Annotated in this window: 14 protein-coding genes, 1 pseudogene and 1 riboswitch; of the genes and pseudogenes, 7 read left to right on the top strand and 8 right to left on the bottom strand. The window is 72.1% G+C overall.

Going from position 1 to position 13,912, the window contains the following annotated elements; translation table 11 throughout:
* Positions 1–3 precede the first annotated feature (3 nt).
* Positions 4–182: riboswitch (cyclic di-AMP (ydaO/yuaA leader) on the bottom strand.
* A gap of 504 nt (positions 183–686) precedes the next feature.
* The 4 genes from ABZ016_RS06115 to ABZ016_RS06100 all read left to right on the top strand — a co-directional run bounded on the left by ABZ016_RS06115 (position 687) and on the right by ABZ016_RS06100 (position 5,073).
* Positions 687–1,697 carry a polyprenyl synthetase family protein gene (locus tag ABZ016_RS06115; protein ID WP_356915323.1) on the top strand — a complete coding sequence of 337 codons (1,011 nt, stop codon included), beginning with the start codon at positions 687–689 and terminating at the stop codon, positions 1,695–1,697.
* A 242-nt stretch (positions 1,698–1,939) separates the two neighbouring features.
* Positions 1,940–3,178, top strand: a complete 1,239-nt coding sequence (locus tag ABZ016_RS06110; RefSeq protein ID WP_356915322.1) for a DUF2092 domain-containing protein — start codon at positions 1,940–1,942, stop codon at positions 3,176–3,178.
* Positions 3,179–3,218: 40 nt separating this feature from the next.
* A complete protein-coding gene (locus ABZ016_RS06105) occupies positions 3,219–4,205 on the top strand; it encodes an ABC transporter ATP-binding protein (RefSeq protein ID WP_356915321.1) in 987 nt (328 codons plus the stop codon).
* Positions 4,192–5,073: an ABC transporter permease gene (locus tag ABZ016_RS06100; RefSeq protein WP_356915320.1), complete on the top strand. Its 882-nt coding sequence runs from the start codon at positions 4,192–4,194 to the stop codon at positions 5,071–5,073. Before ABZ016_RS06105 ends, ABZ016_RS06100 begins: the two co-directional genes overlap by 14 nt.
* A gap of 19 nt (positions 5,074–5,092) precedes the next feature.
* On the opposite strand, the gene ABZ016_RS06095 is transcribed toward ABZ016_RS06100, so the two are convergent.
* The 3 genes from ABZ016_RS06095 to ABZ016_RS06085 all read right to left on the bottom strand — a co-directional run bounded on the left by ABZ016_RS06095 (position 5,093) and on the right by ABZ016_RS06085 (position 7,539).
* A complete protein-coding gene (locus ABZ016_RS06095; protein WP_356915319.1) occupies positions 5,093–5,674 on the bottom strand; it encodes an NAD(P)H-dependent oxidoreductase in 582 nt (193 codons plus the stop codon).
* A gap of 102 nt (positions 5,675–5,776) precedes the next feature.
* Positions 5,777–7,018 (bottom strand): amidase, encoded by a 1,242-nt coding sequence (locus ABZ016_RS06090; RefSeq protein ID WP_356915505.1) that lies wholly within the window; start codon positions 7,016–7,018, stop codon positions 5,777–5,779.
* Positions 7,019–7,032: 14 nt separating this feature from the next.
* Positions 7,033–7,539, bottom strand: coding sequence for a DUF6668 family protein (locus ABZ016_RS06085; RefSeq protein WP_356915318.1), 507 nt, complete (start codon positions 7,537–7,539; stop codon positions 7,033–7,035).
* A gap of 158 nt (positions 7,540–7,697) precedes the next feature.
* Here ABZ016_RS06085 and ABZ016_RS06080 point away from each other — a divergent pair, with 158 nt between their 5' ends.
* On the top strand, positions 7,698–9,080 hold the full coding sequence (locus ABZ016_RS06080) for a tetratricopeptide repeat protein (RefSeq protein ID WP_356915317.1): 1,383 nt from the start codon (positions 7,698–7,700) through the stop codon (positions 9,078–9,080).
* Between the two features lie 3 nt (positions 9,081–9,083).
* Here the strand turns inward: ABZ016_RS06080 and ABZ016_RS06075 are convergent, their stop codons facing one another.
* Both ABZ016_RS06075 and ABZ016_RS06070 read right to left on the bottom strand, forming a co-directional pair.
* A complete protein-coding gene (locus ABZ016_RS06075) occupies positions 9,084–10,031 on the bottom strand; it encodes a M28 family metallopeptidase (RefSeq protein WP_356915316.1) in 948 nt (315 codons plus the stop codon).
* A gap of 162 nt (positions 10,032–10,193) precedes the next feature.
* Positions 10,194–10,667: a VOC family protein gene (locus ABZ016_RS06070; RefSeq protein WP_356915315.1), complete on the bottom strand. Its 474-nt coding sequence runs from the start codon at positions 10,665–10,667 to the stop codon at positions 10,194–10,196.
* A gap of 21 nt (positions 10,668–10,688) precedes the next feature.
* On the opposite strand from ABZ016_RS06070, the gene ABZ016_RS06065 reads away from it, so the two are divergent.
* Entirely contained in the window at positions 10,689–11,312 is a 624-nt protein-coding gene (locus tag ABZ016_RS06065; RefSeq protein ID WP_356915314.1) for a CGNR zinc finger domain-containing protein, read from the top strand.
* On the opposite strand, the pseudogene ABZ016_RS06060 reads toward ABZ016_RS06065, so the two are convergent.
* From ABZ016_RS06060 to ABZ016_RS06050, 3 genes and pseudogenes are all read right to left on the bottom strand, one after another.
* Positions 11,311–11,409, bottom strand: a pseudogene (locus tag ABZ016_RS06060) (transcriptional regulator); the annotation flags it as partial. The gene ABZ016_RS06065 and the pseudogene ABZ016_RS06060 sit on opposite strands and share 2 nt — an antisense overlap.
* A gap of 16 nt (positions 11,410–11,425) precedes the next feature.
* Positions 11,426–12,433 carry an EamA family transporter RarD gene (gene rarD / locus ABZ016_RS06055; protein WP_356915313.1) on the bottom strand — a complete coding sequence of 336 codons (1,008 nt, stop codon included), beginning with the start codon at positions 12,431–12,433 and terminating at the stop codon, positions 11,426–11,428.
* A gap of 125 nt (positions 12,434–12,558) precedes the next feature.
* The gene (locus ABZ016_RS06050; RefSeq protein WP_356915312.1) at positions 12,559–13,413 is read right to left on the bottom strand and encodes an SDR family oxidoreductase; all 855 of its coding nucleotides are present in this window, start codon (positions 13,411–13,413) and stop codon (positions 12,559–12,561) included.
* A gap of 91 nt (positions 13,414–13,504) precedes the next feature.
* On the opposite strand from ABZ016_RS06050, the gene ABZ016_RS06045 reads away from it, so the two are divergent.
* A complete protein-coding gene (locus ABZ016_RS06045; RefSeq protein ID WP_356915311.1) occupies positions 13,505–13,885 on the top strand; it encodes a helix-turn-helix domain-containing protein in 381 nt (126 codons plus the stop codon).
* Positions 13,886–13,912: the final 27 nt, after the last annotated feature.

The following is a 13,912-nucleotide window of genomic DNA, read 5'->3' as shown; positions in this document are numbered from 1 at the left end:
GGCGATGTTCCTCTCCGGCGCCTGCGAGGTGAGCTGTCGGGTTCGGGCCGGGAGGTGTCCGGCCGCGTACGGCGCTGTGCTGCCGTACGCGGCTTCACCCCGAGCCGGTCCGCTGTGCGGACCGGCGACTTACCTGGGTCCCCCGCTCCTGCCCTGCGTGAGTGAGTCGGTGTGTGTGGGGTGTCCGGGCGGCGGCAGGATTCGGCGGTCCGCCGGACAAGCCGGGAACGTATGCGAGAGCACATGTCGGGAACAAGCACCGGAGTCACATTCCGAGCCGGTTGACCTTGGTCTGAGTGGTTTGGCCCGCTTGATCCTTTGCGGGAGCCAAGGCTCAACTGGCTTTCGGTGGAAGGGGGTACGGGCCGGTGCCGGAGCGAGGGGGCAAAAGGGGCGACGTGACCGAACTCACTGATCACGAGCCTGTGCGGTACATATCAGCAAAGGGAATTAACTTACGCAACGCGGCAAATCGTTTATATCTCGCTACCTCCTGGTAAGTGGATAAATGTCTGTTCTTATGGACTGATCGAAAACATGGAGGTCGTGATCGGATACCACCCGGCCTGTAACCATGGGCGCTGGCGGTGATCGAAACGTGACCGGATACGCTGACTCGAGTGAGGGCAGCGACCTATCGACAATCCGCGTAATCACCGGCAGACACAGCAGACAGGAGACCCCTCGTGACCGACGTCGGGCCGTTCGGGCTGAGCGTGCGGGACCAGGCTCTGGAAGCCGATGTCCAGGCCGGGTTGGCGGCTGTCGAGGAAGGCTTGTTCGAGGCCACCAAGAGTGAGGTGCCCTTCATCACGGAGGCCGCCCAGCACCTGGTGCGGGCCGGCGGCAAGCGGTTCCGTCCGCTGCTCGTGATGCTCTCCGCCCAGTTCGGTGACCGGTACGCGCCCGGGATCGTGCCGTCCGCCGTCGTCGTGGAGCTGACCCACCTGGCCACGCTGTACCACGACGACGTGATGGACGAGGCCGCCGTGCGCCGCGGGGTGGCGAGCGCGAACACCCGCTGGGGCAACTCCGTCGCGGTCCTCACCGGCGACTTCCTCTTCGCCCGCGCCTCGCACATCCTGGCCGACCTCGGCCCCGAGGCGGTCCGTGTGCAGGCCGAGGCGTTCGAACGGCTGGTGACCGGGCAGATCCTGGAGACGGCCGGACCGCAGGACGGCCGGGACCCCGTCGAGCACTACCTGGACGTGCTGGGCGGCAAGACCGGCTCGCTGGTGGCGGTGTCGTGCCGGTTCGGCGCGATGATGTCCGGCGCCGACGAGACGGTCGTGGACGTGCTGACCCAGTACGGCGAGCGGCTCGGCGTCGCCTTCCAGCTCGCTGACGACGTCCTGGACATCGCCTCCGACTCCCACGAGTCCGGCAAGACCCCGGGCACCGACCTGCGCGAGGGCATCCCCACGCTGCCGGTGCTGCGGCTGCGCGAGCGCGCGGCCCGGCTCGGGCTCGCGGACGACATCGCCCTGTGCGAGCTGCTGGACTCCGACCTCACCGACGACGCCCGGCACGCCGAGGCCCTGCGCCTGCTGCGCGCCCACCCGGCGCTGGAACAGGCCCGCCGGGACACCGTCCGCTACGCCCAGGACGCCCGCTCGGCCCTGGCACCCCTGCCGGAGTGCGCCGCGAAGGCGGCTCTCGTGGAGCTGAGCGACGCCGTGGTGCACCGCGCCGGCTAGCGCGGCACCGGTCCGGTTCATCCCCCGCCCCCTACGGGTCGGGGGAGACACCGCCCCTCCGTGTCATACCCCAGCAGTACGTGGAGTTGAGCCCGCGGTCTGACGTATCTCCCCGGCCGATTTGGTCAGATGGAGACCACCGAAGAACACCACTCCTCACCTGTTCGGGTGAGAATGGCGGCTCAGGGACGAGTGCGTGGACGACACGGACAGCCGCCGCCGACCACGGAGGTAGGGCACACATGGCACCGTACGCATCCGACGAGAACACGACCGCCGGGGAGGTCGACGAGCAGCGCTCCCGGCGGAGCAAAGCCGCGCGGTACGTCGTCCCGGTCACGGTGATGGGGGTGGCGGCCGCGACGATCGGCCTGGTCCCCGCACTCGCCGACTCGGGCGACCCCGACCTCCCGAAGATCACGGCACAGCAGCTCATCGAGAAGATCGCCAAGTCGGACGTGCAGCAGCTGTCCGGCACGGTGAAGATCAGCACGGATCTCGGACTGCCGGACCTCGGCGGGCTGGAGAGCAGCCTGATGTCCGGTGCGGCGAGCCCGGGCGAGGGCGGTTCCTCCGCCGACCCGACGTCCAAGCTCACCGAACTGGCCTCCGGCACGCACACCCTGCGCGTCGCTGTCGACGGCCCGGAGAAGCAGAAGCTGTCGCTGCTGGAGAACGCCGCCGAGTACAGCGTCGTCCACAACGGCAAGGACCTCTGGGGCTACGACAGCAAGTCGAACGAGGTCTACCACGGCACCGCCTCGGACAGCCCGAAGCACGAGAAGGAGCAGCCGCCGGCCACGCCGAAGGACTTCGCCGAGGAGGCCCTGAAGGCCGTCGACGACACGACCTCCGTGACCGTGGACGGCACCGCCCAGGTCGCCGGCCGGGACGCCTACAAGCTGCTCATCAAGCCGAAGCAGTCCGGCTCCACGGTCGGCGCGGTCACCGTCGCGGTGGACGCGAAGACGGGTACGCCGCTGAAGTTCACACTGACCCCGGCCAGTGGGGGCGCCGCCGTCGTCGACGCGGGCTTCACCAAGGTGAGTTTCGACCGGCCGGCCGCGTCGACCTTCGACTTCACCCCGCCGAAGGGTGCGAAGGTCACCGAGGAGAAGGACTCCGACAAGGGTGGGGCGCGCAAGCACGCCGAGCGCGCCCCGAAGTCCCTGAAGTCCCCGAAGTCCCCGGAGGACCTGGGCAAGGGCTTCGGCGGTGCCGAGGGCATGAAGACCATCGGCGAGGGCTGGAACGCCATAGCCACCTTCGACACCGGCGGCGAGGGTGTGCCCTCCGGTGAGGCGGGCGGCGACCTCGGCGGCTTCGTGAACTCGCTCGGCGACAAGGTCACCGGCAAGTTCGGCTCGGGCACGGTCTTCTCCACCCGCCTGGTCAACGCCCTGATGACGGACGACGGCAAGGTCTACGTCGGCATGGTCACCAAGGACGCCCTCGTGAAGGCGGCCGACGCCGGCAAGTAGGTCCCGTACGTCACGGGACACCGAGAGAACGAGGAAGCCGATGGCCGAACAGCCCGCCGCGGAGCCGGAGGAGAGCGGCGCGAATGTCCTGGGTGGGGAGACCGTCATCGCCACACGGGGGCTCACCAAGCGCTATCGCGGCGGGCAGCTCGCCGTCGACGGGCTCGATCTGACCGTCCCGGCGGGCAGCGTCTTCGGCTTCCTCGGGCCCAACGGCTCCGGCAAGACCACCACCATCCGCATGCTGATGGGCCTCATCGAGCCCACCTCCGGCGCGGCACGGGTGCTCGGGCAGCCCATGCCCCGGGCCACCCGCGCCGTGCTGCCGCACGTCGGCGCCCTCATCGAGGGCCCGTCCCTCTACGGCTTCCTCTCCGGCCGCGACAACCTGATCCGGTACGACTCCGCCGACCCGGCCGCCGACCCGCGCACCCGGCGTGCCCGGGTGGCCGCGGCCCTGGACCGGGTGGGCCTGACGGCCGCCGCGGGCAAGAAGGCCAAGGCCTACTCGCTGGGCATGAAGCAGCGCCTGGGCCTCGCGGCCGCACTGCTCCGGCCGCGCCGGCTGCTCGTGCTCGACGAGCCGACCAACGGCCTCGACCCGCAGGGCATGCGCGAGATCCGCACCCTCGTACGGGAGCTGGCCTCGGACGGCACGACCGTCTTCCTCTCCTCCCATCTGCTGGACGAGATCGAGCAGGTCTGCACGCACGCGGCCGTGATGGCACAGGGCCGCCTGATCACCCAGGGCCCGGTCGCCGAGCTGGCCGCCGGGGCACGCGGCCGGCTGGTGGTGACCACCCCGGATCCGGCGGAGGCGGCCCGCGTCCTCAAGGAGCAGGGCGTCGGCGACCTGGTCGTGACCGACGACCGCGTGACCGGCGAACCACCGGACCGCGACCTCGCCGACGTGAACACCGCGCTGGTCACCGCGGGAGTCCGGGTACGCGGCTTCACGGTCGAACGGGCCTCGCTGGAGGACGCGTTCGTGGCGCTGACGGGGGAGGGATTCGATGTCGCGGGCTGAAGTCGCCGAGAGCGCACGCCCGGTGAGTCCGCTGTGGACCTTCGGGCTGCTGCGCAACGAGCTCACCACCACCTTCCGCCGCTGGCGCACCCTCGCCCTGCTGGCCGTGCTGGCGGGAGTGCCCGTCCTGGTCGGCATCGCCGTCAAGATCGAGACGGGCGACGGTTCGTCACCCGGCGGTGGGGGAGGCGGCGGAGGGCCGGCCTTCATCTCCCAGATCACCAACAACGGCCTGTTCCTCGTCTTCACCGCCCTGGCCGCCACCCTCCCGTTCTTCCTGCCGATGGCGATCGGTGTCGTCGCGGGCGACGCGATCGCCGGCGAGGCCAACGCCGGGACGCTCCGCTACCTGCTGGTCGCCCCCGCGGGCCGCAGCCGTCTGCTGCTCACCAAGTACGCGACGGTCGTGCTGTTCTGCCTGGCCGCCACCCTCGTGGTCGCCGTCTCGGCGCTGACGGTGGGAGCACTCCTCTTCCCGCTCGGCGACCTGACGACCATCTCCGGCACGCAGATCAGCTTCGCCGAAGGTCTGGGCAGAGCCCTGCTGATCGCCCTGGTCGTCGCCGCGTCACTGATCGGCGTCGCCGCGCTCGGCCTGTTCGTCTCGACGCTGACCAACAGCGGCATCGCGGCGATGGCCACCACGGTCGGCCTGCTGATCACGGTCCAGATCCTCGACCAGATCCCGCAACTGCACGCCCTCCAGCCGTACTTCTTCTCGCACTACTGGCTGTCCTTCGCCGACCTCATGCGCGAACCGGTCTACTGGGACGACCTCGCCAAGAACCTCGGTCTCCAGGCCCTGTACGCGGCGGTGTTCGGCTCGGCGGCCTGGGCGCGCTTCACGACGAAGGACATCACCGCCTAGCGCTCACTCCTTCTGGTGCTCACTCCTCGTACAGGAACCGGGCGAGCGGCGCCTCCTGCGCGAAGAACGTCTTGGCGCGGGTCAACGCCTCGGTGTCGTTCAGTACGTCACCGGGCTTGCTGCCGTTGCCGAGCAGCACCCCGCCGAACCGCATCCCCAGGTACGCGGCCGAGTTGTTGAGCGTCCCGACCAGCGGGTCGGCCACCACCTCCTCCTGGTGCGCGAGCGCGGTGACGCCCCACAGGGTGCGCCCGGCCAGGGTCGCCTTGAAGTCGAGACCGGGCGTGCGCAGCCAGCCCGACCAGTGGTCCAGGTAGCGCTTGGTGTGCGCGGAGACCGAGTACCAGTACAGGGGCGAGGCGATCACGAGGTCCGTGGCCGCGAGGGTGGCGTCCAGCAGGAGGGCGAGGTTGCCCTCGGTCGGGCGGACGTGGTCGCTGTCGTGGCGCAGGTCCTCGAAGTCGGGGATCGGGTGCTCGGCGAGGTCGATCCACTGCTGTTCGACGTCCGGCGGCAGCTGCTCGGCGGCCCGGCGGGCCAGCAGTTCGGTGTTGCCGTCGGCGCGGGCGCTGCCCAGGACGAAAAGGAAGCGGCGGGTCATGGGAGTCCCCCAGAAGATAGGCGCACGTCAATTACACGCGCTTGCATCATATGCGGATGCATTTAATTCGCCAAGGGTGCCCGTCAGCCACTCCGGGACTCCTCAGTGGGTGCCGGCGGCCTCCGCCTCCCGCGCCACGGCCAGCAGCAACGCCTCCCGCCCGTGCGCCGCCACCAGGTGCAGCCCGGCCGGGCAGCCGTCACCGCCGAAGCCCGCCGGGAGGCTCAGCGCCGGATGCCCGCTGAGGTTGAACGCCCAGGTGAGCGAGGTGGAGTAGCGGTCTCCGGGCCCCTCGTGGCCGTGTGGTGCGGTGGGTGCCGTCGGCGTCAGCAGCAGTTCGGCACCGGCGAACAGCCCGGCCAGCCGCCGGTCGTTCTCCGCCCGGACGCGGTGGGCCCCGGCCGGGTCGGCACCGGGTGTGCGCAGGGCGAGCCAGGCGGGCCCCGGGTCCAGCAGCCGGGGCGGCACTCGCGGCCGTACGAGCCGTACGACACCGGCCGCCTCGAGCCGTTCCATCGCCGCCCGGGCGAGCGCGACGGGCTCCGGGTCGGGTCCGGCGAAACCGAGGTCGGGGGACCAGACGGCGGTGACGGGCAGCGGGGGGCCGGGCGTCGCCGGCTCCCGTGACATCACCTGCCACCAGCGGGCCGCGTCCGACGCCGAGCGGGCGAGCACGCCCGGGACGGCGAGACCCGTACGGTCGGCGGAGGGCAGTCGCCCGCGGGTCGTCTTCAAGCCGACCACGCCGCACCACGCCGCCGGGATCCGCACCGACCCGGCCCCGTCGCCGCCCGTCGCCAGCGGCACCAGCCCGGCCGCCACCGCCACCGCGGCCCCGGCCGACGAGCCGCCCGGCGTACGGTCGGCCCGCCACGGGTTCACCGTCCGGCCGTGAGCACCGAGCCCCCAGGTCTGCCAGGGAGTACCCGGCCCGGGCACCGAGGTCGCACCCACGGCCACACAGCCGGCCGCGAGCAGCGGACCCACCGCCCGCAACCCGTGCCGCCCCTTCACGGCGAGGGGAACGCCCGCCAGCGGCAGCGGTCCGGCTCGGCCCGCCCGTGCGGCATCGCTCGTACGAGTGATATCCGGGGTATCCCGAAAAGGGGCATCCCGTAAAGGCGCCCCGCCCTCCCTCGCGCTCGCGCGGGGGACGGCTCCGGAGCACCGGTCGAGCCGCGCGTCCAGCTCGCCCGCCCGGCGCACCGCCTCCTCGCGCCACACCTCGACGAACGCGCACAGCGCCGGATCGGCCCGCTCGATCCGCTCCAGCGCCGCCGTGACCACGTCGACAGCGCGCAGCTCCCGGGCCCGTACGCCCGCCGCGATCTCCCCGGCCGACAGGGCCGCCGCGGCCGTCAGCGCGCCGCTCCCGTCAGCCGGGCCAGGGCCGCGGTCTCGCGCGGCGGACGGCCCAGCTCGCCCAGCCGCCAGGCCGGCACCCACGGCACCCGGTACACGTCGATCACCGACTCCAGGGACCTGACCCGCTGGGCGAGCGGGCGCGGCAGCCGGCCCGGGGCGTCCGCCACGAGGACGACACCCTCGAGGTCGAGCGCCTGCGGGGCCCGGCCGTGCCGGAAGACCTCCACCGCGGCGGCCACCGCGTCCAGCCCGGCCGCGTGCGTCCGCGCGACCAGCAGCACCGACGGGGGACCGTCCGGCCCGGGCCAGGCGCGGCCGCTGTCGTAGCCGCCGTAGACCGCGGCGAGGGTGGAGACACCGGCGCCGCCGTGCGTGCCGACCCAGGAGAAACGCCGTGCCCCGGCATGGGCGTGCGCGGGCTCCGGCGGTGGCCCCGGCTCCGGGGTGGTCACCGGGCCGCGGATCCAGATCTCCGGTCCCTGTCGCGTGCCTGTGTGCATATCCCTCTCTTCCCTCGTGCTCCGGCTCCGCATGCCATACGGAACGATGGCGTGGGGCACACGGCCCTTGGGACGAGCCTGTGACACCGCGGTGACGTGAGAAACGGGAGCGAGCGGACACACTCGACCGTAGGTGTACGACGCCGAGTGAGGGGACGATGTCTCGACTGAGCCGCGAGAAGAAGCGGGAACAGAAGCAGGCCGCACGCGTGGCGACCCCGGCGGCGCCGGTGGACGTCCGGGTTCCCGTGGCCGGTGCGGACCCGGGAGCCGGGCCGGGAGCCGGTGCGGCGGGTGGGTCCGACGGGGCGTCGGTCGGAGGCGTCCCGGTCTTCGCGGCCCCCGGCGAGGAGATCCAGCAGGCCGTCCTGAACCGCCTCCACCACATCGCCCTCGCCACCGGCCACCCCGTCCTCGCCACGGTCCACGACGAGCGCATCGGCTACGTCGTCCCGCTCCAGGTCGACCCGGACGGCTCCAGCCGCTTCACCGCCGAGCCGGTCCGTACGGCACCACCGGACGACGCCGTCGCCCCGGCACCTCCGCCCCGGGAGACGCCCCCGGCGGGCGCGGTGACGGAGCCGCCGGCTCCCGCCCCTGGGCCGATGCCGCCCGCGTCGGAGGAACAGCACCCGCAGAGCGACAGCGCCACGCACATCCTGCGTCCCATGCCGGAGTCCGGCCGGGGCGCGTCGTCGACGTTCCCACTGCGGGCGGTACCCGAACAGCAGCCGTCCGACGACCCCGCACCGACGTTCAAGCTGCGACCCGTACAAGCCACCCCGCCGCCCACCCCGGAAGACACACCCCCGGCCACGGCCACGCCCCCCGGCACAGCCACGCCCCCCGGCACCGTCGCACCCCCCACCGGCCAGTTCGGCCCGCCTCCGCCCATGGACGCGCGGCCGCTGCCCGTCCCCGAAGCGGGTCCCGCCCCGAAGCGCCGCCCGGCTCCCGCCCCGCTGTCCGAAGCGGAGCTGCTCGCCACCGACCCCGACCTGAAGCCCACCCCCATCCGCGGCTTCGACGCCGTCGCGGAGGCCTTGCTCGGTGACGAACCCTTCGGCGTCCCGGGTGACTCCGCCGCACCGGCTGTCCTCGCGGAGCCGATCGCGCGGATCGGTGAAGCCGTGAAGGAGGGCCGCATCGAGGCGGCGGCCGGACTGGCCGACCAGACCGTCGCACAGGCCTCGGGAACGCTGGGGCCGGAGCACCCCGAGGTGCTCCGGCTCGGTGAACTGACCGCCTACGTCGCCTACCTGGCCGGCGATCCGGTCCGCGCCTTCCGCCTGTCGCTCGACCTGGCGGGTGCCTACCGGCGTACAGGCGACGGAGAGGCCGCCTACGGCAACGTGGAGAGCGCGGCCACCGCCTGGCGCGCGGTTCGCGACCCGGCGCTGGGACTGGAGCTGGGACGGGATCTGATCACCCTCTGGGCGGACCTCGCCGCCGAGGGCGGCCCCGCCGCGGAGGAGATCGAGGGTCTGGAGGCGGCCCGCGCCCGCATGGGCCGCCTCACCGAACGGGCCCGCGCCCAGTAGGTCCTAGTCCGACAGCGCCCACACCGCGTACCCGAGGGCGTCGCTGTTGCGGTCGAGGGCCGTGTCGTTGATGTTGGCGGTGGTGTCGCAGGAGGAGTGGTAGCAGCGGTCGAAGGCCTGCCCGGCCGTACCGCCCCACTTGGCCGCCTGCGCCGCCGTCTTCGCCCGCTCGGCCCCGCTGAACAGCCCGCCCACCGGCACGCCCGCGCTCTTGAAGGGCGCGTGGTCGGAGCGGCCGTCGCCCTCGGTCTCGATCTCCGTCGGGACGTTGACGCCGCTGAAGTACTCCTTGAAGGTCTTCTCGATCGCCGGGTCGTCGTCGTAGACGAAGTAGCCGGGGTTCGGGGAGCCGATCATGTCGAAGTTCAGGTAGGCGCTGATCCGTGAACGGTCCCCGGTGGCCAGCCGGTTGACGTAGTAGCGGGAACCGACCATGCCGAGTTCCTCCGCGCCCCACCAGGCGAACCGCAGGTGCTTGGCGGGCTTGTACTGCGCCCGTGACACGGCGAGGGCGGTCTCCAGGACGGCGGCCGAGCCGGACCCGTTGTCGTTGATGCCGGGCCCGGCCGAGACGCTGTCGAGGTGCGAGCCGGCCATCACGACCTGGCTCGTGTCACCGCCGGGCCAGTCGGCGACCAGGTTGTAGCCGGTGCGGCCGGAGGAGGTGAACTGCTGGACCGTGGTGGTGTATCCGGCCGCGTCCAGCTTGGCCTTGACGTAGTCGAGCGAGGCCTTGTAGCCGGCCCGGCCGTGCGCGCGGTTGCCGCCGTTGGCGGTGGCGATGGACTGGAGCTGGGACAGATGGGCCTTGACGCCCGCCAGGGGTATGTCGGACGCGGCGGCCGGTCTCGCCGGAGCGGACGCGGCGTCCGCCACGGCACCGCCCGTCAGGAGCAGGGTGGTCGCGACGGCGGCCGCGGCGGCGGCGCGTGCGGAAACGGAGAGCTTCATGTGTGGGGGCTCCGAGTTCCTCTGGGAAGCTCGTGGGATGGCCACGGGCAGCCCACAGTGAATGGGGTGCCTGGATGGTGAAGCTGCTACTGACTCTCCGTCAAGACTCTTATCCGGCCAGGGCCTTGTTAACCGACGCACCGGTCCGACACCGGTCCTGCATCAGTGCACGCAGAACTCGTTCCCCTCCGGGTCCGCCATCAGGGCCCACTCGCCGCCCCGCTCCGCCACCCGCCGCAGCACGCGAGCCCCGAGCTTCTCCAGCCGCGCGACCTCCTCCTCGCGCCGACCAGCGCCCGGGTGCAGATCGAGGTGGAGCCGGTTCTTGACCGTCTTCACCTCCGGCACCCGCTGGAACAGCAGCCGCCGCCCCAGCCCCGTTCCGCTCTCCTCCTCGAACGGGTCCTCGGGGTGCCGTACCGCGACCAGGTCCCGGAAGGCGCGGCGCCCGTGCCACTCGACGGTGAGGTCCTCCGTCACGGCGCCGAAGCCGAGCAGCTTCTCGATGAGCGCGCTGTTGTCCTCCGTCTCGTACCGGAGGGCGGCGGCCCAGAAGTCGGCCTGCGCGTGCGGGTCGTTCGCGTCGATGACGACTTTCCAGTGCACAGGAGCGGGTGTTGCCGATGTCTGCGTCATGTAACCAGTTATACTGGTTAGGTGAGTGGACGCGCAGGGGAATCGCCGGACCGGACGCCCGGGCTGACGCTGGTCTCGTCCCAGGGGAAGTCCTTCCGCTTCGACCCCGGCGCCCTGTGCCTGGAGCTGCTGCCGACCGGCGGCCCGGGTGCGTTCGCGCGCTGGGAGGTGTTGCACGAGCCCGCAGACCTGGTCGCCTGGGCGCGGCGCAGCCGTCTGCCGGACGGGCTGGACCTCGCCGTCTCGGCCGCAGAGCTGGAGCACGCCCGCGCCCTGCGCGACGCGCTGTTCCCCCTCGCCGCCGACCGCGCCCACGACCGCCCCCTGCGAGCCGCCCACCTGGACGTCGTCAACGCCGCCGCGGCCGGGCCCCCGCTCGTCGCCCGTATCGCACCGGACGGCAGCCGTGCCTGGGCCCCGGGCGCCACCGGCACCCAGCTGCTCGCCACGGTCGCCCGGGACGCGATCGACCTGTTCACCGGGCCGTACGCCCACCGCGTCCGCGAGTGCGGCGCCCACAACTGCTACCTGCTCTTCGTCGACACCTCCCGCCCGGGCCGCCGTCGCTGGTGCGCCATGGAGCACTGCGGGAACCGCGAGAAGGTCCGGGCCCACCGAGCCCGCCAGGAGCCCGGGAAGCCGTAGCCTCCGAGTCCCGCGCCCCACGGGCGTCGTACGCGGTCCGGGCCGCCGCGATCTCGTCCTGGTGCTGCTCCGTCCAGGTCACCAGGGTCTGGATCGTGGTGCGCGGCGTCCTGCTACGGCCTGGCGTCCACCGGGTCCGGATCCGAGGCCACGCTGTCGGCGTTCCGCGTGGCGCTGACCGTGCCGGTCGCCCTGGTGGCGCCGGGCACGCTCATCTCGTTGCTGAGCGCGCGGGAGGCCCGGCGGGCGGTGCGCAGGGCGTCCCAGGTGAGCAGTGCGAGCGCCAGCCACACCAGCGCGAACCCGGCCCAGCGCTCCGGCGGCATCGCCTCGTGGAAGTAGAGGACGCCGAGCAGGAACTGGAAGACCGGCGTCAGGTACTGCAGCAGGCCGATCGTGGACAGGGGCACGCGGATGGCGGCGGCGCCGAAGCAGACCAGCGGCAGCGCGGTGACGATGCCGGCCGAGGCGAGCAGCGCCGCGTGACCTGCGCCCTCGTCGGCGAAGGTGGAGCCGCCCTGCGCGGTCAACCAGGCGAGGTAGCCGAGCGCGGGCAGGAACTGGATCGCGGTCTCGGCGGCCAGTGACTCCACGCCGCCGAGGTTCACCTTCTTCTTCACCAGCCCGTACGTGGCGAAGGAGAAGGCGAGGGCGAGGGAGATCCACGGGGGCCGGCCGTAGCCGACGGTGAGCACGACGACCGCCGCGCAGCCGGTCCCGACCGCCGCCCACTGCACCGGCCGCAGCCGCTCCTTCAGCAGCAGCACACCCATCGCGATGGTGACCAGCGGGTTGATGAAGTACCCGAGCGAGGCCTCGACGACGTGCCCCGAGTTCACGGCCCAGATGTACAGGCCCCAGTTGACGGTGATCACCGTCGCGGCGACCGTGACGAGGCCCAGCTTGCGCGGCTGCCGCAGCAGCTCGCCGGCCCAGGCCCAGCGCCGCAGCACCAGCAGGGCGGCGCCCACGAAGACCAGCGACCACACCATCCGGTGCGCCAGGATCTCCATGGCGCCGGCGGGCTTCAGCAAGGGCCAGAACAGGGGGACGAGCCCCCACATCCCGTAGGCCGCGAAGCCGTTCAGCAGTCCTATGTGCCGCTCACCCCTCGGCTTCACGGGCCCCTCCTTCGCACGTCGTGTCCGCGTGCACGACGGTAACGCCGAGTACCCCCGGCTGTCATGCCCGTATCGGCATACGGTCATGACAGCCGGGGGTGGGGTGGCTCACCCGCCGGGGGAGTTCAGCCCTTGAGCGCTGCGGCGATGGCCTCGGAGATCGGGCTGGTCGGACGCCCGGCCAGCCGGGACAGGTCGCCGGTGGAGACGACCAGCTCGCCCTTCTCGATGGATGCGTCGACCCCGGCCAGGATCCGGGCGAACGGCTCGGGCAGGCCCGCGCCGGTGAGAATGCCGGCGAGGGCGTCGGGGGAGACGGGGCTGTACGCGATCTCCTTGCCGGTCTGCCGGCTCAGCTCGGCCGCGTACTCGGCGAAGCTCCACGCCGTGTCGCCGCCCAGCTCGTACGTCTTGTTCTCGTGCCCCTCGCCGGTCAGCACGGCGACGGCGGCAGCGGCGTAGTCGGCGCGGGAGGCGGAGGAGACCCTGCCCTCGCCGGCGGCGGCGACGACCGCGTTGTGCTCCAGCACCGGGGCGAGGTTCTCCGTGTAGTTCTCGTGGTACCAGCCGTTGCGCAGCAGGGCGTAGGGCACGCCGGAGTCCAGCAGCGCCTCCTCGGTGCCCCGGTGGTCGTCGGCGAGCGCGGCGGTCAGCGAGCCGGGGGCGCTGGTGTAGGCGAGCAGGGCCACACCGGCCGCCTTGGCCGCGTCGATGACGACCTTGTGCTGCTCCACACGCCCCTTGTCGAACTCGTTGCCGGAGATCAACAGCACCTTGTCACCGGCGGAGAAGAGGCCGTCGAAGGACGCGGGGGTGTTGTAGTCGGCCGTCGCGATCTGCACGCCGCGATCCGCGAAGGCGGCGGCCTTCCCCGGGTCGCGGACGACGGCCGTGATCTGCCCGGCCGGGACCTTCTCCAGCAGCTGCTCGACGACGTGACGACCGAGGTGTCCGGTGGCTCCGGTGACGATGATGCTCATGATGCCGACTCTCCTTGTGGGGTGCGATGGCACTAACCCTAGGAGGGACGCTAACTTTTGGATAGTACCCACTTTGAAGTAAGGTACTGGCATGGCAGTAAGTGAAGTCGAGGCCCTGTGCCCGCACCGCCTGGTCCTGGAGCACGTCACCAGCCGCTGGGGCGTGCTCGTCCTGATCGAGCTCCTGGAGCGCTCGTACCGGTTCAGCGAGCTGCGCCGGGCGGTCAGCCGCTGGGGAGACCGCGGCGTCAGCGAGAAGATGCTGACGCAGACGCTCCAGACCCTGGAGCGCGACGGCCTGGTCCACCGCGACGCCAAGCCCGTGATCCCGCCCCGCGTCGACTACTCCCTCACCGACCTGGGCCGCGAGGCCGCCGAGCAGGTACGCGCCCTCACGCAGTGGACGCACGACCGCATGGACGACGTGGAGAAGGCGCGGCGGACGTACGACGAGACCCGGGCCGCTTCCTAGCGGTCCCGGGCCTCGAGGCGGCCGTAC

It is taken from the genome of Streptomyces sp. NPDC006372 (genome assembly GCF_040612515.1).
Taxonomy (GTDB): Bacteria; Actinomycetota; Actinomycetes; order Streptomycetales; family Streptomycetaceae; genus Streptomyces.
The sequence above is the reverse complement of the archived record's forward strand: the minus strand, read 5'-3'. Positions and strand labels throughout refer to the sequence as shown.